The organism is Streptomyces sp. MS19 (assembly GCF_047200595.1).
Lineage (GTDB): Bacteria > Actinomycetota > Actinomycetes > Streptomycetales > Streptomycetaceae > Streptomyces.
Genome location: NZ_JBJZOH010000017.1, coordinates 95,798 through 115,001, shown reverse-complemented (window position 1 = coordinate 115,001; position 19,204 = coordinate 95,798). Strand labels below are relative to the sequence as shown.

17 protein-coding genes, 1 rRNA gene and 1 pseudogene are annotated in these 19,204 nt (G+C 75.1%); 12 read left to right on the top strand and 7 right to left on the bottom strand.

Annotation, left to right across the window (positions count from 1 at the left end):
- Window positions 1–108 precede the first annotated feature (108 nt).
- From rrf to ACL02R_RS18140, 3 genes are all read left to right on the top strand, one after another.
- Window positions 109–225, top strand: a 5S ribosomal RNA gene (rrf, locus tag ACL02R_RS18150).
- Between the two features lie 162 nt (window positions 226–387).
- Window positions 388–1,365 carry a hypothetical protein gene (locus ACL02R_RS18145; RefSeq protein ID WP_412797973.1) on the top strand — a complete coding sequence of 326 codons (978 nt, stop codon included), beginning with the start codon at window positions 388–390 and terminating at the stop codon, window positions 1,363–1,365.
- A complete protein-coding gene (locus ACL02R_RS18140; protein ID WP_412797972.1) occupies window positions 1,344–2,144 on the top strand; it encodes a hypothetical protein in 801 nt (266 codons plus the stop codon). The genes ACL02R_RS18145 and ACL02R_RS18140 overlap by 22 nt, the downstream gene beginning before the upstream one ends.
- Here the strand turns inward: ACL02R_RS18140 and ACL02R_RS18135 are convergent.
- Both ACL02R_RS18135 and ACL02R_RS18130 read right to left on the bottom strand, forming a co-directional pair.
- Window positions 2,135–3,919, bottom strand: a complete 1,785-nt coding sequence (locus tag ACL02R_RS18135) for an IucA/IucC family protein (RefSeq protein WP_412797961.1) — start codon at window positions 3,917–3,919, stop codon at window positions 2,135–2,137. The two genes, ACL02R_RS18140 and ACL02R_RS18135, sit on opposite strands and share 10 nt — an antisense overlap.
- Window positions 3,916–4,491, bottom strand: coding sequence for a GNAT family N-acetyltransferase (locus tag ACL02R_RS18130; RefSeq protein WP_412797960.1), 576 nt, complete (start codon window positions 4,489–4,491; stop codon window positions 3,916–3,918). Before ACL02R_RS18130 ends, ACL02R_RS18135 begins: the two co-directional genes overlap by 4 nt.
- A 333-nt stretch (window positions 4,492–4,824) precedes the next feature.
- Between ACL02R_RS18130 and ACL02R_RS18125 the strand changes: the two genes are divergently transcribed.
- On the top strand, window positions 4,825–5,955 hold the full coding sequence (locus ACL02R_RS18125; protein WP_412797959.1) for a hypothetical protein: 1,131 nt from the start codon (window positions 4,825–4,827) through the stop codon (window positions 5,953–5,955).
- A 14-nt stretch (window positions 5,956–5,969) separates the two neighbouring features.
- On the opposite strand, the gene ACL02R_RS18120 is transcribed toward ACL02R_RS18125, so the two are convergent.
- Window positions 5,970–7,241, bottom strand: coding sequence for a DUF1015 family protein (locus ACL02R_RS18120; protein ID WP_412797971.1), 1,272 nt, complete (start codon window positions 7,239–7,241; stop codon window positions 5,970–5,972).
- Between the two features lie 34 nt (window positions 7,242–7,275).
- On the opposite strand from ACL02R_RS18120, the gene ACL02R_RS18115 reads away from it, so the two are divergent.
- A complete protein-coding gene (locus ACL02R_RS18115) occupies window positions 7,276–8,316 on the top strand; it encodes an HAD hydrolase-like protein (RefSeq protein ID WP_412797970.1) in 1,041 nt (346 codons plus the stop codon).
- A gap of 15 nt (window positions 8,317–8,331) precedes the next feature.
- On the opposite strand, the gene ACL02R_RS18110 is transcribed toward ACL02R_RS18115, so the two are convergent.
- Window positions 8,332–9,171: a siderophore-interacting protein gene (locus ACL02R_RS18110; protein WP_412797958.1), complete on the bottom strand. Its 840-nt coding sequence runs from the start codon at window positions 9,169–9,171 to the stop codon at window positions 8,332–8,334.
- A gap of 457 nt (window positions 9,172–9,628) precedes the next feature.
- Between ACL02R_RS18110 and ACL02R_RS18105 the strand changes: the two are divergent.
- A pseudogene (locus ACL02R_RS18105) lies at window positions 9,629–9,733 on the top strand (GatB/YqeY domain-containing protein); the annotation flags it as partial.
- A gap of 66 nt (window positions 9,734–9,799) precedes the next feature.
- Here ACL02R_RS18105 and ACL02R_RS18100 read toward each other — a convergent pair.
- Window positions 9,800–10,081, bottom strand: coding sequence for a hypothetical protein (locus ACL02R_RS18100; protein WP_412797957.1), 282 nt, complete (start codon window positions 10,079–10,081; stop codon window positions 9,800–9,802).
- 5 nt (window positions 10,082–10,086) lie between these two features.
- Between ACL02R_RS18100 and ACL02R_RS18095 the strand changes: the two genes are divergently transcribed.
- From ACL02R_RS18095 to ACL02R_RS18070, 6 genes are all read left to right on the top strand, one after another.
- The gene (locus ACL02R_RS18095) at window positions 10,087–10,317 is read left to right on the top strand and encodes a hypothetical protein (protein ID WP_412797956.1); all 231 of its coding nucleotides are present in this window, start codon (window positions 10,087–10,089) and stop codon (window positions 10,315–10,317) included.
- Between the two features lie 246 nt (window positions 10,318–10,563).
- A complete protein-coding gene (locus ACL02R_RS18090) occupies window positions 10,564–10,830 on the top strand; it encodes a hypothetical protein (RefSeq protein WP_412797955.1) in 267 nt (88 codons plus the stop codon).
- Window positions 10,831–10,834: 4 nt separating this feature from the next.
- Complete coding sequence (locus ACL02R_RS18085; RefSeq protein ID WP_412797969.1) at window positions 10,835–11,659, top strand: TlyA family RNA methyltransferase; 825 nt, start codon at window positions 10,835–10,837, stop codon at window positions 11,657–11,659.
- Window positions 11,656–12,612, top strand: coding sequence for an NAD kinase (locus tag ACL02R_RS18080; protein ID WP_412797954.1), 957 nt, complete (start codon window positions 11,656–11,658; stop codon window positions 12,610–12,612). The genes ACL02R_RS18085 and ACL02R_RS18080 overlap by 4 nt, the downstream gene beginning before the upstream one ends.
- A 101-nt stretch (window positions 12,613–12,713) precedes the next feature.
- Window positions 12,714–14,495 (top strand): DNA repair protein RecN, encoded by a 1,782-nt coding sequence (recN, locus tag ACL02R_RS18075; protein ID WP_412797953.1) that lies wholly within the window; start codon window positions 12,714–12,716, stop codon window positions 14,493–14,495.
- 233 nt (window positions 14,496–14,728) lie between these two features.
- Complete coding sequence (locus ACL02R_RS18070) at window positions 14,729–15,871, top strand: glycosyltransferase family 4 protein (RefSeq protein WP_412797952.1); 1,143 nt, start codon at window positions 14,729–14,731, stop codon at window positions 15,869–15,871.
- A gap of 25 nt (window positions 15,872–15,896) precedes the next feature.
- On the opposite strand, the gene ACL02R_RS18065 is transcribed toward ACL02R_RS18070, so the two are convergent.
- Both ACL02R_RS18065 and ACL02R_RS18060 read right to left on the bottom strand, forming a co-directional pair.
- Window positions 15,897–16,931 carry a LacI family DNA-binding transcriptional regulator gene (locus ACL02R_RS18065; protein WP_412797951.1) on the bottom strand — a complete coding sequence of 345 codons (1,035 nt, stop codon included), beginning with the start codon at window positions 16,929–16,931 and terminating at the stop codon, window positions 15,897–15,899.
- A gap of 247 nt (window positions 16,932–17,178) precedes the next feature.
- Window positions 17,179–19,044, bottom strand: coding sequence for a glycoside hydrolase family 15 protein (locus ACL02R_RS18060; protein WP_412797950.1), 1,866 nt, complete (start codon window positions 19,042–19,044; stop codon window positions 17,179–17,181).
- Window positions 19,045–19,204: the final 160 nt, after the last annotated feature.

Genomic DNA, 19,204 nt, shown 5'->3' with positions numbered 1-19,204 from the left:
CTTTTTGAAGCCACCCTTGTCGGGACAGATATGTCCTGGCGGGAAGAAGTGCTTCAGCTGAATGTCAACTGAAAAGTGTGCTTGTTCGCTTGGAGCACTTTCTAGTGTTCCGGTGGTCATGGCGGAGAGGAAACGCCCGGTTACATTCCGAACCCGGAAGCTAAGCTCTCCAGCGCCGATGGTACTGCATGGGGGACCGTGTGGGAGAGTAGGTCACCGCCGGACAATCTTTGATAGGACCTCTGGTTCTTCAGCGACATGCTGGAGAACCAGAGGTCCTTTTTTGTTTTTCGTTTCGTGTGTGTGAGGCAGGAGTCAAGTCAATGACGAATTCATCGGATGAGCGGCCGTCACGGTCGGAGCGCGAGTCGCGGGGTCCGCGGCGCGATGACGACCGTGGTGGTTTCCGCCGCGGTGGTGGGAATTGGCGCGACGACCGCCGTGACGACCGCCGCGGGGGCCGTGACGAGCGGCCTCGCTACACCAACGACCGTCGTGACGACCGGCCTTGGCGTGACCGCCCGGACGACCGTCGTGGCGAGCGCGGCGGCGAACGTGGTGAGCGTACGGGCGACCGCTGGGGCGGTGGCCGGCGGGATGAGCGTGGGGGAAGCGGTCAGGGGTTCCGTCGTGACGACCGGCCGCGGCAGGATCGTCCGTGGGGTGACCGGGACCGGAATCGTGGGCGTGAGGGCGGGCGTGACGGTGGTGAGCGGCGGGAGTTCAGGCCGCGTGACGACCGTTCCCGTTACGACCGGCCCAGGGATGACCGGCCGCGCTTCGACGACAGGCCGCGCTACGACCGGCCTCGTCAGGATGACCGGCGGGATGAGCGTGGGGGAAGCGGTCAGGGCTTCCGGCGCGATGACCGGCCCCGCTACGGTGACCGGCCGCGGCAGGATCGTCCGTGGGGTGACCGCGACCGGAACCGTGGGCGTGACGGCGGTCGAGAGGGTGGTGAGCGGCGGGAGTTCAGGCCGCGTGACGACCGTCCGCGCTACGACCGGCCCAGGGATGACCGGCCGCGGCAGGACCGTCCGTGGGGTGACCGCGACCGGAACCGTGGGCGTGACGGCGGGCGTGACGGTGGTGAGCGGCGGGAGTTCAGGCCGCGTGACGACCGTCCCCGTTACGACCGACCCAGGGATGACCGGCCGCGCTACGACGACAGGCCCCGTTCCGACAGGCCCCGCCAGGACGACCGGCGGGACGGGCGCGGGGGTGGCTTCCGGCGTGACGACCGCAGGGACGGGCGCGGCGGGCCGCGCGGTGGCGGTTTCCGGCGGGAGGGCGGCTTCCACCGCTCCGAGCAGGGGCGCGCCGACCGTGAGCGCACCCAGCGGCTGCCCATCCCCGACGAGGTGACGGGCGACGAGATCGACCGCTCGGTAAGGCAGGAGCTGCTCAGCCTGCCCAAGACCCTCGCCGTGGACGTCGCCAGGAACCTCGTCATGGTGGCCAACCTGCTGGACGAGGAGCCGGAGCGCGCCTACGCGTACTCCCGTGTCGCGCTGCGGCTCGCGTCGCGCGTCGGTGCGGTCCGTGAGGCCGCCGGGTTCGCGGCGTACGGCGTGGAGAAGTACGCGGAGGCGCTGACGGAGTTCCGCGCGGCGCGGCGCATGACCGGCTCGGTCCACCTGTGGCCGCTCATGGCCGACTGCGAGCGCGGCATCGGCCGGCCGGAACGCGCGCTGGCGATGGCCGGTGAGCCCGAGGTGCAGCAGCTCGACAAGGCCGGGCAGATCGAGATGCGGCTCGTCGCCGCCGGCGCGCGGCGCGACCTCGGCCAGCCCGACGCCGCCGTCGTCACGCTCGAATGCCCCGAGCTCGCGTCCACCGCCGCCCACCCGTGGACCGCGCGCCTGCGGTACGCCTACGCGGACGCGCTGCTCGCGGTGGGCCGGGAGGAGGAGGCGCGTACCTGGTTCGCCAAGGCGCTCGACGCCGACCAGGGCGGCGTCACCAACGCGTCCGACCGGCTGGCGGAGCTGGACGGTGTGGAGTTCGTCGACGCCCTCGACCCCGACCTGGAAGACGAGACCGGGATCGAGGACGCGGAGGAGAACGAGGGAAAGGCCGAGGCGGCGGGCGAGTCCCGCCCCGCCGAGGACGACGGGGACGACGAGGAGCCGCGTCAGGCGTAGGGAGCGAGGGGGTTCCGCAGGGTCCCGGCGTACTGGAGCAGGCTCGTCGGGTCCTGTAGGTCCACCATCTGCTGGTTGTCGCGCAGCTGGAGACGGTTCAGGCAGGAGAGGGGGAACTCCTCCGTGAAGAGGTCGAACCGCTCGAACCGCTCGGCGAACTGCGGGGTGGCCTTCCGGTAGTCGTGGACGCACTCGGCGACCGCGCCCCAGAAGGCCTCTTCGTCCAGCACCCCTTCCTCGTCCAGTGTCGCGCCGAGGAAGCGGAAGAAGCAGTCGAAGACATCGGTGAGGATCGCGAGCGGCCACTCCTCGTCGGACACGCGGGCGCGGATACGTTCCACCTCCGGCGGGAGCGGGACGTCCGGGCTCATGACGACGACCTCCTCGGCGATGTCCTTCATGACGACGCGGCGCGGGACGCCGTTCTCCAGGACGAGGATGACGTTCTCGCCGTGCGGCATGAACGCGAGGTCGTACGCGTACATGCTGTGCAGGAGCGGCGTCAGATAGGCGCGCAGGTAGTGCCGGAGCCAGTCGGCGGGGGGCAGGCCCGACTCGGCGATGAACGCGGCGGCCAGGGAGCGGCCGTCCCGGTCCACGTGCAGCAGTGCTGCCATGGTGGCCAGGCGCTGGCCGGGCGCGAGCGTGGGGACGGGGCTCTCGCGCCAGAGCGCGGCGAGCATCTTGAGGTAGGGCGAGCCTTTCTGCGTGGCCGCCTCGTAGTGCCGGTGGTGGTAGCCGATGGCGGCGCGCTCGCGGAGGATGGAGAAACCCGTCTCGGCGAAGACGCCGTCGCGGGCGATCAGTCCGGCGAGCCAGTCGTTGATGGCCGGGGTCACCTCCATATAGGCGGCGGACAGGCCGCGCAGGAAGCCCATGTTGAGCACGGAGATGGCCGTCTTGACGTAGTGCTTCTCCGGGTGCGAGACGTTGAAGAACGTGCGGATCGACTGCTGGGGGCGGTGGTCGTCGGGGCCTTCGCCCAGGAGCACGAGGTGCCGGCGCGCCAGTTCGCCCGCGAAGGTGACGGACAGCCGGTTGTGCCACTGCCAGGGGTGGACCGGGAGGAGGTGGTAGCCGTCCGGGTCGAGGCCGAGGGCGGTGAGGCGGCCGGCGAACGCGGCGCGCGTGGCGGGGTCCAGCTCGGCGGCGATCAGCGTCTCGTAGTCCAGGCCGGCGCACGCGGTGAAGGTGGCCAGGTCGCGGCGCGCGGCGAGCCAGACGAGGCGGACGGGGGCGGCGGCCTCGGGCGCGTACGCGTGGTACTCGGCGGAGTCGAAGCCGAGGCGGCCGTTGTTCGCGACGAAGCAGGGGTGGCCCTCCGTCATGCCGGCCTCGATGGTCTGGAAGTCGGCGGCCGCCAGGTCGGCGGCGGAGCGGGCGGGGAGGGACAGCTTGTAGGCGGCCCCCGCGAGCGTGGAGGTGATCTCCTCCAGGTAGGTCGGCAGGACGGTGTCGGACAGGCCCAGGGCGCCGCGCGTCTCGATGAAGAAGGCGAGGGCGTCCAGGGGCAGCGCGGTGCCGTCCGCCGTGCGTTCGCGGGTGATGCCGTCCGCGTCGATGTGCCAGTGGTCCAGCGCGTGGCGGGTCGCGGGGAAGCGGTAGGTGACGGCGCCGTCGTCGCTGGTGACGCTCCAGCGGCCGTCCGCGGGGTCCTGGCGCGGGGTGAACAGGCGCTCGTGGGAGAACTCGGCGAGCGCCTTGCGTATCAGGTGCCGCTCGGCGCGCGCCCACAGGACGGGGGTGAGGTGCGCGGTGGCGTCGGTGGCGTTCATCGGGTCGCTCCCGGCGTGACGGCGGCGGTGAACTGCTCGCGGGTGCAGAAGCTGAGGAGGGCTTCCTTGCCGGGGAGGGTGACGGTGCGGTCGGCCTCGAAGCCGACGAGGGCGTTCAGCCGGTGGACGGCCTCGTTGCGCACGTCGGGTTCGACCACGACGCGGCGGACGGACGGGTCGTCGAAGAGGAACGCCATGACGGTCGTGATGACGGCGCGGGTGAAGCCCGGCAGCGGGGTGTCGGCCGGTGCGGTGAGGAAGTGCATGCCGATGTCGCCGGTCTGGACCGTGAAGACGCGGCCGACGGGCTCGGCCGCCGGGTCGTAGCGTTCGGTCAGGAAGGCGGGGCGGCCCTTGTGGAGGCCGAGGAACGCGTCGTGCGCCGGTGACGCCGCGAGGGCGCGGTACTCCTTGCCGACGTCCTCAGCGGTCGCGTCGCCCATCAGCCAGAACGCCGACTTGGGGTGCGTCAGCCAGCGGTGCAGGAGGGGGGTGTCGCGGTCGGGATCGACGGGGCGCAGCGCGAACTCGCCGAGGCGTGCGTCGTGCCGGGCGAAGAGGGGTGTACGCATGGGACTCCCGGGAGCGCGGGGGGAACGACCGAGAGTGAGGTTAGCCTAACCTAATCTGCTGGGGCCAGTGGGCCGGACGGGGCGTCAGCCGGTCACCGGTGGCCGCCCGGCGGAGACGGCCGAGGCCTTGTGCCGGGAGCGCGTTACAGTGTGGGTGTGGCCGTCGTAGCGATCTCTCGCCGATTTACCGGCCCCCTGGCCCCCGAAGGGCGCCGCAGGGGTCGGACCTCGCCACGTCCGCGGAACTGAGCGGGCCGTCCCCACCGAGCGGCTGGGCCCCGGGGCCGGGGGGTTCCCGAAACCCCGTCACCGCTCCGTGGCCAGGAGGCCGACATGCCCGCCCGTCTCACCGCTGAACAGCTCGCCCGCGACCTTTCCGTCCGGGACCTCACCGACCCCGCCGCCGGACCGCACGCGCTCCAACTCGTCCTCGCCGACGCCGTCCAGGCGCTGGCGGACCGCTGGGGCTGCCAGGTCAGGTGGTGCCGGGGCGAACGCGTCGTCACCGTCGAGGACAACTACGACAACCTCGGCTACCGCCCCGACGACATCACCCGCGACGCCCGCTACACCCGCTACACCGACGACCGGCACATGCTGCGCAGCCACTCCAGCGCGCTGATCCCCGCCGCGCTGCGCGCCCTGGCGGCGGACCCGGCCGACGACGTGCTCCTCGTCTGCCCCGGGATGGTCTACCGCCGGGACAGCATCGACCGCCTGCACACCGGCACGCCCCACCAGCTCGACCTGTGGCGCGTCACCCGCCGCCCGGCCCCCATGACCACCGCCGACCTCGACGGCATGGTCACCACCCTCGTCGAAACGCTGCTCCCCGGGGCGAGGCACCGCCACGAGGACCGCGTCCACCCGTACACCCTCTCCGGCCGCCAGGTGGACGTGGAGCGCGGCGGCGAGTGGATCGAGGTGGCGGAGTGCGGCCTGGCGCATCCGGCGGTGCTCGCGCGCGCCGGACTCGGCGCCGCGTGGAGCGGACTCGCGCTCGGCATGGGGCTCGACCGGATGCTGATGCTGCTCAAAGGCATCCCGGACATCCGCGCCCTGCGGTCGGCCGACCCGTCCGTGGACGCGCAGATGACCGACCTGAGCCCGTACCGGCCCGTCTCCGCCATGCCCGCCGTCCGCCGGGACCTGTCCGTGGCCGTCGACCGCGACGACCTGGCGGAAGACCTCGGCGACCGGGTCCGCGACGCGCTCGGCGCCGACGCCGACTGCGTGGAGAGCGTCGGGATCCTGGCCGAGACGCCGTGCGCCGGGCTCCCGCCGCGGGCACGGGAACGGCTCGGAGCCCGGCCGGACCAGAAGAACGTGCTTCTCAAGGTGGTTCTGCGGCACCTGGACCGCACCCTCACCGACCAGGACGCCAACCAGTTGCGCGACCGCGTCTACGCCGCCGTCCACCAGGGCAGCGCCCACCAGTGGGCGGCGGCGGCCGGTCCGGCGTGAGCCGGGGACAGACCCTAGTCCTCCTCGTCGGCCAGGGACCGCATCACGAGGCCCGTGGCCGGTTTCGGGCCGAACGAGGTGGACTTCCGGGGCATCGTGACGCCCTGCTCGGCCAGCGCCAGGACGGTGTCCTCACGGACGGGGCGGAGCAGGACGGCGGTGCCGCCGAGGCGTTCCGCCTGGGTGACGGCCGCCGCGGCGTCGTGCAGGTACGCGATGCCGCCCGGCCGGTCGGGGACGCGCCACACCGCGTCGAGCAGCGTGGCGTGCAGCACCGTCGCGTCGAGGCGGCGCCACGCCTCGGGACGGCCGCCGGGGACCGTACGGTCGAGCAGCGCCGGGTCGGGCCGGTCGAGCAGGTGGAACGTGCCCGCGCCGGCGAGCAGGAACGCGGTGCCCGGCGTGTCGTCCAGGAAACGCAGCGCGGCGTCGAGCGGCCCCGTGACGTGGCGGACGCGGAACGCGCCGGTGAGGCGGCCGAGCGCGTCCGCCGGGGCCAGGCCCGGCAGGACCCGGTGGATCGCCTGCACGCGCAGGGGGTATCTGGCGGTGTCCACGAGCAGCACGAGCGTCCGGTCCCACGGCGGCCGGGCGCCGTGCTCGTCGCGCAGGCGCAGGCAGGTGGCCCAGCGGTGGTGGCCGTCCGCGATCAGGGCGCGGTGGGCCGCCAGGGCGCGCGTCGCGGCGGACTGTCCGGCCGGGTCGGTGACGCGCCACAGCCGGTGCGCCATGCCGTCGTCCGTGGTGAGGGAGGTGTCCGGGGCGCGGGCGGCGGTGCGTTCCACGAGGTCCGCGGCGGCGTCGTCGGCGTGGCCGCGGTAGGAGAGGAGCAGGGGTTCGAAGTTGGTGGCCGTGGCGCGCAGGAGCGCGGCCCGTTCCGCGACGACGTCGGGCATCACGTCCTCGTGGGGGAGTACGGTGCGTTCGGCGGGCGGGGTGAGGCGGAGGGCGCCGATGAGGCCGCGCTGGACGACGGTGCCGGCGGCGCGCTGCTCGTAGACGTACAGGGCGGGCAGGTCGTCGGTCACGAGGACGCCCGCGCGGCGCCAGGCGGTGAGCGTGGCGGCGGCGCGGTCGGGGGAGGGCGGGAGGATGAGCCGCACGATGTTGTGCGGGTCGGCGGTCTCCAGCGCGCGCTGGCCGTCCGGCCTGACCACGACGTCGTACGGCGGCGAGGTGACGTCGGCGAGCCCCGCCACGCGGCCGGGCGCGTAGCGCAGGGCGCGGAACGGGGCGAGATCGAGGCCTGCGGTGCGCACCCTCGCATCGTAGGCCGCCGGTGTGATGGGGGATGATCGGTGCGAGATGACTGAGACGAAGATTCCGGGGACGCCTCGCTCGCGACCCGACGCCTCCGAGCGGGAGCTGCACACGGCGTACGACACCGCGCTCCTCGACCTCGACGGCGTGGTCTACGCGGGCGGCGACGCCCTGCCGCACGCCGTCGCCTCGCTGCGCGCCGCCGAGGCGGACGGGATGGGGCTCGCCTACGTCACCAACAACGCGGCGCGGACGCCCGAGACGGTCGCCGGGCACCTGACGAGCCTGGGCGTGCCCGCCGACGCCTCCGAGGTCGTCACGTCGGCGCAGGCCGTGGCGCGGGTGATCGCGGACGACGTGCCCGTCGGGGCACGCGTGCTGTGCTCGGGCGGCGAGGGCCTGCGTGTCGCGCTGCGCGAACGCGGCCTCGTCCCGGTGGACTCCGCCGACGACGGGCCGGTCGCCGTCGTGCAGGGGTACGGCGGGCCCGACATGCGCTGGGCGCTGGTGTCCGAGGCGGCGCTCGCGGTCTCGCGCGGCGTGCCGTGGTACGCGTCGAACACCGATCTGACCATCCCCAGCGGCCGCGGCATCATGCCGGGCAACGGGGCGGCCGTCGAGGTCGTGCGCCTCGCCGCCGGGCGGGAGGAGGGGCCCGTCGTGGCCGGCAAGCCGCTGCCGCCCATGCACCGCGAGACGATCCTGCGGACCGGCGCGCGCCGCGCGCTGGTGGTGGGGGACCGGCTGGACACGGACATCGAGGGGGCGTACGCCGGGGGCGTGGACTCGCTGCTCGTGCTGACCGGCGTGACCACGCCCGCCGTGCTGCTGGCGGCGCGGCCCGACCACCGGCCGACGTACGTCGCCGCCGACCTCCGTGGCCTGCTCGTCCCGCACCCCGAGGTGGTGCGGGACGGCGACGGCTGGCGGTGCGGCGGCGTCCGCGCGTCCGTACGGGACGGGCGGCTGGCCGTCGAGGGCGACGGGGACCCGCTGGACGGCCTGCGCGCCCTGTGCGCGGCGGCGTGGACCGACGCGGGGGAGGGGCGCTGCGGGCTGCCTGCGGACGAGGCGCTGGAGCGGCTCGGGCTCGGCGCGTAGCGCGCCCGTTTCCCGTCAGGCCGCGGCGGCGATGGCCTCCTGCATGAGCGTGTCCTCGGAGGCGTGGCGCCGCCAGTAGCCCGTGAACGTGATGTGGCGGCGGTCGATGCCGCGTTCGCGTACGAGGTGGCGGCGCAGCGCCCGTACGCAGCCCGCCTCGCCCGCGACCCAGGCGTACGGCGCGCTGCCGGGGAGCGGGGTGGTGCGCAGTGCGGCGAGCAGGGGGCTGTCGTCCGTGCCGGGGTGGGTGTCGGTGTGGGTGAGCCAGGTGATGTCGGCGTCGGCGCGGGTGGGCAGGTGCCGGCGGTCGGCGGCGTCGGCCGTCTCCACGAGGACGGTGGCGCGGGTGCCCGGCGGGAGCCAGGCGAGGATGCCCGCGATGGCGGGCAGCGCCGAGGCGTCACCGGCCAGCAGGACGGCGTCGGTGGCTGCGGGAGGGTGGAAGCCGATGCCGGCGTTCTCGTCCTGGGTCGGGCCGAGGATGGTCGCGGGGTCGCCGGGGCGGACGGTCGTGGCCCACTCGGCGGCGGGCCCCGGATGGGGGTGCAGGGCGAAGTCGATGTCCAACTCGCCCGCGTCGCGGCGCAGTTCGCGCACGGTGTAGGTGCGCATGGACGCGCGCTCGGCCGGGTGCATCCGCTGCCAGGCGGTCCACCAGTCGCCGCCCCGGTCGCGGGGGACGGCGATCGTCCGGTGGCCCGGCTGGGGCACGAAGAGCTTGACGCGCTGGTCACGGCCGGCGTGTCCGACGGCGGCGATCTGCCCGCCGCCGAGGGTGACGCGGGCGAAACCGGGGCTGAGGCGGGACGTGCGGAGGACGTCGAGGTCGAAGAACGCGTAGGGAGCCGTGGCCATGGTGCGGGTCCTTTCCGGTGAGGCGGGCCGCGCCCGGCCGGGCGGGGGCGTGCCGGGGCGGCGGCGCGCGGCACGGTGGGACGCGGACGCGGGGCCCTGCACTGCCCCCGGTGGGAGCCGGGGCACGAGGTCCGAAAGCGAGGTTAGGCTAACCTAACTCGCGGGGCGCGGGGGAGGCCGCGTGGCGGCGGACGGGAAGCGCGCCGGGGGCGCCCGTGCGGCGCCGCGCGCGGTGTGCGGCGGTGGAAGGGGGCGTCCGATCCCATGGACGGGCCGCTTCGGGGACCGGACGCGGCGATCGTGGGCCATGCCCGATGCGGTGCGTCGCGGGTCACAGGGACGCGCTCGCGCGGACGTCCTCCTTCGACAACGCGGCGAGGTCCCGCGCGGGTCGCCGCCCGGAGGGAGTCCGGCAACGGAGCCCGGCGGGTGTGGACCGTGTGCCCCGGAAGGGGGAGCCGTGGCGGAGGCGCGTGCCGGTGGCGCCGAGGGGCCGCGGGCGATGGGCGCGGTGATGAAGATCGTGAACCCGAAGGCCGCCGGGCGGGACGAGGGCGGGCGGGAGAACGGCGGAAGGCCCTTCCGGCGCGTCGTGCGCCGGGAGTGCCTTCTTCATGCCCGGCCGCGGTCAGTCGCGGTTGGGCGGGAACTCGATGTCGGGCAGGTCGCCGAAGTCGAAGCCGCCGCCACTGTGGTCACGGCCACCCCGTTCCTGGCATGCCTCCGCGACCTCCGCGCGCCCCGTTCGTACCGGCCGCTGTGCGCCGCTGACCGGCAAGAGCCGCACGTGCGAGGCCGCCCGCGCCATCGGCGTGCCGGTGCCCGACCGGCGGGTCGTGTCGGACGCGGACGGCCTGCGGCCGGTGTGCGTCAGACCGGCGGGCGGGTGCTGCGCGTTCGGCTTCCGCATCCCGGATGTCGGTCGGCGCGGTCGCGGAAGCGCTGGAACGGGCGGCGCAGGCGCGCGAGAAGACACCCGGCTTCCCCGTGCTGCCCTGCCTGGCCGACCCCGAGGCGGCGCGGATCGCCTGGCTCGTCGCCGGGCACTTCAAGCTCGCCTGCGTGTCGGATGTCCGACTGCGCCACTGCCGGGGCGGCCTGCGCTCCTCGAAGCGGACCCGCGGCCGTCCGCCGGGATCTTCCTGACAGCCTTCACCGGTGTCAACCTGCCCTGGGCCGCCGTCCGGCTCCTCCGCACCGGCGACCCGGGCCGCGGCTCGGCGGCCGGGGCACGGTCGAGGCTCGACCCGTCGCCCGACCGGACCGGGGCGCGCGGCACCGACCTCTCCGACGGCGCCGCCGCAGCGCCCGTATCGACGAATCGACGCGTCCCGCCCGCAGAACCGGCGGCGCGGCGGAGCGGCGGCCCGGTCACCGGGTAGCGTCGGACGCATGGACGAGCCCCACTCCGCCTCCCCCGAGACCCCCGGCGCGCACCTCCCGCCCGAAGCCGCCGAGGACACCACGCCCGACGACGGACCGCAGCCGCTCGGCATCGGCGTCAGGCCCACCGGCCACGCCCCCCTCGACGCGCACCTCCAGCGCCTCGCCGACGCCGACGGCATCGGAGTGGCGGGCCACCCCGAGGTGTACGAGGACGTCCACCGCGCGCTGCGCGAGACCCTGGCGAGCCTCGACCGCCCCGCGCCGGGGATGTGACCCGATGCCACCCGCCACCCAGGGCCGCCTCGCCCGGCTCGACGCGGAACTCGTCCGCCGCAAGCTCGCCCGTTCTCGCGACCACGCCAGGACCCTGATCGAGGCAGGACGCGTCACCGTGAACGGCACGCGCGCCGCCAAGCCCGCCACCCAGGTCGCCACCGGCGCCGCCCTCCTCGTCACCGAGGACGCCGACGACCCCGGCTACGCCTCGCGCGGCGGCCACAAACTCGCGGGCGCCCTCACCGCCTTCACCCCGCACGGGCTGCGCGTGGCGGGCCGCCGCGCCCTCGACGCGGGCGCCTCGACGGGCGGCTTCACCGATGTCCTGCTGCGCGCGGGCGCCGCGCACGTCGTCGCCGTGGACGTCGGCTACGGGCAGCTCGCCTGGTCCCTCCAGGCCGACGCGCGCGTCACCGTCCGGGACCGCACCAACGTACGCGACCTCACCCTCGACGCCCTCGGCGGCGAGCCGGTGGACGTGGTCGTCGGCGACCTGTCGTTCATCCCCCTCGGCCTGGTGCTCCCCGCGCTCGTGCGCTGCGCCGCGCCGGACGCGGACCTCGTCCTGATGGTGAAGCCGCAGTTCGAGGTCGGCAGGGAACGGCTCGGCAGCGGCGGCGTCGTCCGCAGCCCGGCGCTGCGGGCCGAGGCCGTACGCGGTGTCGCCGACCGCGCCGCCGGGCTCGGCCTCGGTGTGCGCGGCGTCACGGCAAGCCCGCTGCCCGGCCCGTCCGGCAATGTTGAATACTTTCTCTGGCTCCACGCCGGGGCGCCGCCACTCGACCCGGCCGACCTCGACCACGCCGTGACAGAGGGACCCCAGTGACCGACAGCCCACGCAGCTCCGGCGGGACCGGGCGACCGGCGCCGGAGCGCACCGTCTTCCTGCTCGCCCACACCGGGCGTCCCGCCGCCATCCGCAGCGCCGAACTCGTCGTCCGCGGCCTCCTCGGCCACGGCATCGGCGTGCGCGTCCTCGCCGAGGAGGCCGCCGACCTGGACCTGCCCGAGTCGGCCGAGCGCATCGTGAAGACCGCGCCCACCGACGACGGCGCCCGCGCCGCCGTCGAGGGCTGTGAGCTGCTCGTCGTCCTGGGCGGGGACGGGACGCTGCTGCGCGGCGCCGAGTTCTCGCGCGCCACGGGCGTGCCGCTGCTCGGCGTCAACCTCGGGCGCGTCGGCTTCCTCGCCGAGGCCGAGCGCGACGACCTCGACCAGGTCGTGGACCGCGTGGTGCGCCGGGACTACGAGGTCGAGGAGCGCATGACGCTCGATGTCACCGTGCTCGTCGACGGTGGCACGCGCCACACCGACTGGGCGCTCAACGAGGCGTCCGTCGAGAAGGCCGCGCGCGAACGGCTGCTTGAGGTCGTCACGGAGGTGGACGGCCGCCCCGTCTCCGGCTTCGGCGGCGACGGTGTGGTCTGCGCCACGCCCACCGGGTCCACCGCGTACGCCTTCTCCGCCGGGGGGCCGGTCGTCTGGCCGGAGGTGGAGGCGCTGCTGATGGTGCCGATCAGCGCGCACGCGCTCTTCGCCAAGCCCCTGGTCACCGCGCCGGGGTCGGTCCTCGCGGTCGAGGTGCGGCCGGGGACGGGGCCAGGCGTCCTGTGGTGCGACGGCCGCCGCACGGTCGAACTGCCCGCGGGCGCGCGGGTGGAGGTGCGGCGCGGTGCCGTGCCCGTACGGCTCGCGCGGCTGCACCACGCGCCGTTCACGGACCGGCTGGTGGCGAAGTTCGCCCTGCCCGTGGCGGGGTGGCGCGGGGCGCCGCACTGACCCTACGCGCCGGCTCTTCGCGCCGACCCCCGCACGACATCCGTGCGATTTCCGTACTGATGTTCGGGTGCGGTCGTCGCCATCGCGCCCCCGAACCTCGTATGGTCGTATCCGTGTTGGAGGAGATGCGGATCAAGGACCTCGGCGTGATCGACGACGCCGTGGTCGAGCTGTCCACCGGATTCACCGCCGTGACCGGCGAGACCGGGGCCGGCAAGACCATGGTCGTCACCAGCCTCGGGCTGCTGCTCGGCGGACGCGGCGACGCCGGGTACGTACGGGCCGGGGCCGCCGCCGCCGTCGTCGAGGGCCGCGTCGCCGTGCCCGACGGCGCCCCCGCCGCCCGCAGGGCCGTGGAGGCGGGCGCCGAGCTGGACGACGGCGCCCTGCTGATCAGCAGGACCGTCTCGGCCGAGGGCAGATCGCGCGCCCACGTCGGCGGCCGCTCGGTCCCCGCGGGGCTGCTCGCCGAACTGGGCGAGGACCTCGTCGCCGTCCACGGGCAGACCGACCAGCAGGGCCTGCTGCGGCCCGCGCGCCAGCGCGGCGCGCTCGACCGGTACGCGGGCGACGCCGTCTCCGTGCCGCTCGCCGCCTACCTGGAGACGTACCGCCGGCTGCGCGCCGTCAACAGCACGCTCACCGAACTGACCACCCGCGCGCGCGAACGTGCCCAGGAGGCCGACCTCCTCCGCTTCGGCCTCGACGAGATCGCCGCCGCCGAGCCGCGCCCCGGCGAGGACACCGGACTCGCCGCCGAGGCGGCACGCCTCGGCCACGCCGAGGCCCTCGCCTCCGCCGCCGCCGTCGCCCACGGCGCGCTCGCCGGGGACCCGGCGGACCCCGAGGGCGTGGACGCCGGGACCCTCGTCGCCGGCGCCCACCGCGCGCTGAACGCCGTGCGCGGCCACGACGCCGCCCTCGCCGGACTCGCCGACCGGCTCGGCGAGGTCGGCATCCTCCTCGCCGACGTCGCGCAGGAACTCGCCGGCTACGCCGACGGCCTCGACGCCGACCCCCTGCGCCTCGCCGCCGTCGAGGAACGCCGCGCCGCCCTCGCCCACCTCGTCCGCAAGTACGCCGAGCCGGGCGCGGCCGCCGAGGAGGACGGCTGCTCCGCCGTCCTCGCCTGGGCGGAACGCGGCGCCGCCCGCCTCGCCGAACTCGAAGGCGACGACGACCGCATCGACACGCTCGCCGCCGAACGCGCCCGCCTGCGCGAGGAGCTGACCGACCTCGCCCGCACCCTCACCGACGCCCGCAACGACGCCGCCAAGCGCTTCGCCGACGCCGTCACCGCCGAGCTGACGCAGCTCGCCATGCCGCACGCCCGCGTCCAGTTCTCCGTCACCCAGCCCACCGCCGCGCCCGACGAGGACGCGCTCGACATCGACGGCCGCCAGGTCGCGTACGGCCCCCACGGCGCCGACGACGTCGAACTCCTCCTCGCCCCCCACCCCGGCGCCCCCGCACGCCCCATCGCCAAGGGCGCGTCCGGCGGCGAGCTGTCCCGCGTGATGCTCGCCATCGAGGTCGTCTTCGCAGACGCCGCGCCCGTGCCCACGTACCTCTTCGACGAGGTGGACGCGGGCATCGGCGGCAAGGCGGCGGTCGAGGTGGGCCGCCGCCTCGCGAAGCTGGCCGAGTCGGCGCAGGTCGTCGTCGTCACGCACCTCCCGCAGGTCGCCGCCTTCGCCGACCGGCACCTGGTGGTCGAGAAGACCAGCGACGGCACCGTGACCAGCAGCGGCGTCCGCACGGTCCACGGCGAGGGCCGGGTCCGCGAGCTGTCCCGCATGCTCGCCGGGCAGGAGGACTCCCGCCTCGCCCGCGCCCACGCCGAGGAACTCCTCGCCACCGCCGCCCGGCTCGGCCGGGGATAGCCCGTGCGAGTGGCCGCGCTACCGTCCGCGGCGCCGGGACTGGCATCCTGGAGCCCCCGCGACCCCAGCGAACGAGAGGCCGCCGTGAGTCACGCGCGCCCGCGAGCGCGGTCCGCCCGCCCTGCCCGCGCCGCCCGGGTACGCCCGGTGCGAGGACGATCCGGCGCCCCGCGGGCGCACACACCCGGGGGACGGACGTCCCCGCCGGAGACGGACCCTGGCCGGGTGGCGCTGTGAGCGGCCCGTCCGCCGGTCCCCATGGCCGCGGCCCGGCGCACGTCGTCCAGCTCCTCGGCGGCGGCAGCGCGGGCACCGGCGTCCACGTCAGGTCCCTGTCGGCCGGGCTCGTCGCACGCGGCCTGACCGTCACCGTCTGCGCCCCCGCCTCCGCCGAGCGGCGCTACGACTTCACCGGCGCGGGCGCCCGTTTCGTGCCCGTCCCCATCACCACGCGGCGGGCCGCCGTCGGCATCCTGCGGACCGTCTGCGCCGGGGCCGACCTCGTCCACGCGCACGGCATGCGCGCCGGGACGCTCGCCGCCCTCGCGCGCCGCCGCCGCGACACCAGCCCCCTCGTCGTCACCTGGCACACCCGCTCGACGACCCCCGGGCTGCGCGCCCGCGTCCGGCAGCTGACCGAGAGCTGGGTCGCGCGCACCGCGTCCGTCGTCCTGGGCGCCACCTCCGACCTGGTCGAACGGGCCCGGCGGCGCGGCGCCCGCGACGCGCGGCTGGCTCCCGTGGCCCTGCCCTCCCCGCCGCCGGGGCAGTCCGCGCCCGACGCCGACGGCCCCACCCCGGAACCCGACCCGCACAAGCTGCGCGCCGAGCTCGGGGCGACCGACAGACCGCTGCTGCTGACCGTCACTCGCCTCGACCGAGACCCCAGCCTCGACGTCCTGCTCACCGCGTCCCGTGCCTGGCGCGGCCTCACGCCGCAGCCGCTGCTGCTCGTCGCCGGTGACGGGCCCGGCCGGGCCGCCCTCCAGCGGCGCATCGACCGCGAACGGCTGCCCGTGCGGCTGCTCGGCGGCTGCCCCGACCCGGCGCGGCTGCTGGCGGCGGCCGACGCGGCGCTGCTCGTCGTGGAGTGGGCCGGGCGGGCGCCGCTGGCCCTGGAGGCGCTGCGGGGCGGGGTGCCGCTGGTCGCGACGGCGGTCGGCGGCGTCCCCGAGATGGTGGGGGACGCGGCGGTCCTGGTGCCGTACGGCGATCCCGTGGCGCTCGGCGCGGCCGTGCGCGTGCTGCTGGGGGACCCGGCGCGGCGGGCGGGACTCGCCGCCGCGGGCCGGGTGCGGGCGGGGAGCTGGCCGACGGAGGACACGACGGTCGCGCAGGTCCTCAGCGTCTACGACGAGCTGACGCGCACCGGCTGAGGAACGCCGGCCGGGGGACGCGGCGTCAGGCCGAGTCGCGGACGACCAGCCGCGCCGGGGTGATGACCGGCGCGGGCGGTTCCCCCTGCGGACTGCCAGGCGGCAGCAGACGCAGCAGCAGCGCGGCCATCAGCTCGCCCATCCGGCGGACGTCCTGCCGCACGGTCGTCAGCGCCGGTTCCGACCAGGCGGCCGGTTCCAGGTCGTCGTACCCCACCACCGCCACGTCCTCCGGGACCCGCAGCCCCCGTGCGCGCAGCACGCGCAGCGCGCCGGTGGCCATCAGGTCGTTGCCCGCGAACACCGCGTCGGGCGGTGTGGGGGAGCGGTCGAGCAACTCCGCCATGGCGCGGGCGCCGCCCTCCGCCGTGAAGTCGCCGTGGACGAGCAGCGCCGGATCGGGCGCGTCACGGCCGATGGCGTCGAGATAGCCGTCCAGCCGGTCCACGGCGGCGGTCTGGTCGAGCGGCCCGGTGACCACCGCGATGCGCCGCCTGCCGCGCGCCAGGAGGTGCCGTACGGCCTGGCGGGCGCCGTCGCGGTTGTCCGTGTCCACATAGAGCAGCCCCGGCTCGTCCGCCCCGCCGGGCCAGCCGGGGCGGCCGCCGTACACCGTGGGCAGCCCGGAGGCCGCCGCCATGGCGGGCAGGGGATCGTCGGTGTGCACCGAGAACATCAGCACGCCGTCCACGTGGCCGCCCGACAGGTAGCGCTCGATGCGCTCGTAGTCCGTGCGGCCCTCCAGCAGCATCAGCAGCAGCTGCGTGTCGTGCGCCGACAGCTCGCTGCCGATGCCGCGCAGCTGCTGGGCGAAGAACGGGTCGGCGAAGACGCGGGTCTCCGGCTCGGCGATCACGACGGCGACGGCGCCGGTGCGGCGGGTCACGAGGCTGCGGGCCGCGGAGTTCGGGACGTAGCCGAGCGCCGCGACCGAGCGGCGGACGCGTTCGCGCAGCTCGGGCCGTACCCCGGGGGTGCCGTTGACGACGCGGGAGACGGTGGCGCGGGAGACCCCGGCGTGCGCCGCCACGGCCTCCAGGGTGGGATGGGCCGGCTGCACCGGACGCTCCTTTCCCGACGGTTTCCTCGACGCCTCCCCGGGCGCCGGTGTGCCGGAACGCGGTGGAGAGCGCTTTCATCCTCGCCGTGCCCGGGGGCCCGCGTCACCCCCCGGCGCGTACGGGGGCCGCTCCCGCCGCACAGGCCCGGAAGACGGCCGGATCTGCCCGGTGCACCGTACAGATCCGGCCACCGCGCCGCCTGGCCGTCCGCCTCCGGCCGGCCCCGGCGGCGCCGCGCCCGTACGGTCAGCCGCCGTACGCGCCGGAGGCCGTCAGCCGCAGGGCGGTGTCGATCAGCGGCACATGGCTGAAGGCCTGCGGGAAGTTGCCCACCTGCCGCATCCGCCGCGGGTCCCACTCCTCGGCGAGCAGCCCGAGGTCGTTGCGCAGGGCGAGCAGCTTCTCGAAGAGCTTGCGCGCCTCGTCCACCCGGCCGATCATCGCCAGGTCGTCCGCCAGCCAGAAGGAGCAGGCGAGGAACGCGCCCTCGTCGCCCTCCAGGCCGTCCACGCCCGCCTGGTCGCCCGCCGTGGGGTAGCGCAGGATGAAGCCGTCCAGCGTGGACAGCTCCCGCTGGATCGCCTCGATCGTGCCGATCACGCGCTTGTCGTCGGGCGGCAGGAAGCCCATCTGCGGGATCAGCAGCAGGGAGGCGTCCAGCTCCTTGGACCCGTACGACTGCGTGAACGTGTTGCGCTCCTTGTCGTACCCCTTCTCGCAGACCTCGCGGTGGATCTCGTCCCGCAGGTCGCGCCAGCGCTCCAGCGGGCCGTCCACCTCGCCGGACTCGATCAGCCGCACGGTGCGGTCCACGGCGACCCAGGCCATCACCTTCGAGTGGACGAAGTGGCGGCGCGGGCCGCGCACCTCCCAGATCCCCTCGTCCGGCTCGTTCCAGTGGTCCTCCAGGTAGCGGATCAGCTTGAGCTGGAGCAGATTGGCGTGATCGTTGCGGGCCAGGCCGGTCATGTGCGCCAGGTGCAGCGCCTCGGTGACCTCCCCGTACACGTCGAGCTGGAGCTGGGCCGCCGCGCCGTTGCCGACGCGGACGGGCTGCGAGTTCTCGTAGCCGGGCAGCCAGCTCAGCTCCGCCTCGGACAGCTCGCGGTCGCCCGCGATGCTGTACATGATCTGGAGGTTCTGCGGATCGCCCGCGACCGCGCGCAGCAGCCACTCGCGCCAGGCGCGCGCCTCCTCGTGGTAGCCCGTGCGCAGCAGCGACGAGAGGGTGATGGCCGCGTCGCGCAGCCAGGTGAAGCGGTAGTCCCAGTTCCGCGAGCCGCCGATCTCCTCGGGCAGCGAGGTGGTCGGCGCCGCGACGATCCCGCCGGTCGGCGCGTACGTCAGCGCCTTGAGCGTGATCAGCGAGCGGACCACGGCCTCGCGGTACGGCCCGTGGTACGTGCACTGCGCGACCCAGTCGCGCCAGAACTCGGCGGTCGTCTCCAGCGCCTCCTCCGGCCGCGGCACCGGCGGCGGCTCCTTGTGCGACGGCTGCCAGCTGATCGCGAAGGCGACCCGGTCGCCCGGCGCGACGGTGAAGTCGGAGTACGTCGTCAGGTTCTTGCCGTACGTGTCCACGCTCGTGTCGAGCCACACCGAGTCGGGCCCGGCGACGGCGACCGTACGGTCCTCCACCTTGTGCACCCACGGCACGACCCAGCCGTAGGAGAACCGCATGCGCAGCACCGAGCGCATCGGCACGCGGCCGCTGACGCCCTCCACGATGCGCACCAGCTGCGGCGCGTCCGTACCGCGCGGCGGCATGAAGTCGATCACCCGGACCGTGCCGCGCGGGGTGTCCCACTCGGACTCCAGGATCAGGGAGTCGCCCCGGTAGCGCCGCCGGCTGGCCGGGGGCGGGGGAGCGTCCTTGCCGTGGGCGGGCCCCAGCCGCCAGAAGCCGTGCTCGTCCGTGCCCAGGAGCCCGGCGAACACGGCATGGGAGTCGAATCTGGGCAGGCACATCCAGTCGGCCGAGCCGTCCCGGCAGATGAGCGCGGCGGTCTGCATGTCCCCGACGAGTGCGTAGTCCTCGATACGCCCGGCCACTTGCGTCTCCAGTCGAACAGCGCTCCGCCCCCCGTGGGACGTGCGGGTTTCGTCGCCCATTCGAGCGTCCGAGCAGAATACGACGGCACCAGGCCCGCCGCGCGTCGCGCGCGGGGCCGTCACCGCGGGGCGGGGTGAGCTTGTTCACCTTGGGTGCGATAAGTCGGAATCGGGTTCAGCGACTCTTCAGCGAGTCCTCAGCGGCCGCCCGCGCCGCCGC

Bases quoted from the DNA above. Each gene is read 5' to 3' on its own strand.
- ACL02R_RS18135 (WP_412797961.1), bottom strand. From the start codon at position 3,919: ATGAACGCCACCGACGCCACCGCGCACCTCACCCCCGTCCTGTGGGCG.
- ACL02R_RS18110 (WP_412797958.1), bottom strand. From the start codon at position 9,171: ATGGCCACGGCTCCCTACGCGTTCTTCGACCTCGACGTCCTCCGCACG.
- ACL02R_RS18060 (WP_412797950.1), bottom strand. From the start codon at position 19,044: ATGGGCGACGAAACCCGCACGTCCCACGGGGGGCGGAGCGCTGTTCGA.
- ACL02R_RS18100 (WP_412797957.1), bottom strand. From the start codon at position 10,081: ATGCGGAAGCCGAACGCGCAGCACCCGCCCGCCGGTCTGACGCACACC.
- ACL02R_RS18145 (WP_412797973.1), top strand. From the start codon at position 388: ATGACGACCGTGGTGGTTTCCGCCGCGGTGGTGGGAATTGGCGCGACG.
- ACL02R_RS18125 (WP_412797959.1), top strand. From the start codon at position 4,825: ATGCCCGCCCGTCTCACCGCTGAACAGCTCGCCCGCGACCTTTCCGTC.
- ACL02R_RS18095 (WP_412797956.1), top strand. From the start codon at position 10,087: ATGTCGGTCGGCGCGGTCGCGGAAGCGCTGGAACGGGCGGCGCAGGCG.
- ACL02R_RS18085 (WP_412797969.1), top strand. From the start codon at position 10,835: ATGCCACCCGCCACCCAGGGCCGCCTCGCCCGGCTCGACGCGGAACTC.
- ACL02R_RS18130 (WP_412797960.1), bottom strand. From the start codon at position 4,491: ATGCGTACACCCCTCTTCGCCCGGCACGACGCACGCCTCGGCGAGTTC.
- recN (WP_412797953.1), top strand. From the start codon at position 12,714: ATGGTCGTATCCGTGTTGGAGGAGATGCGGATCAAGGACCTCGGCGTG.
- ACL02R_RS18090 (WP_412797955.1), top strand. From the start codon at position 10,564: ATGGACGAGCCCCACTCCGCCTCCCCCGAGACCCCCGGCGCGCACCTC.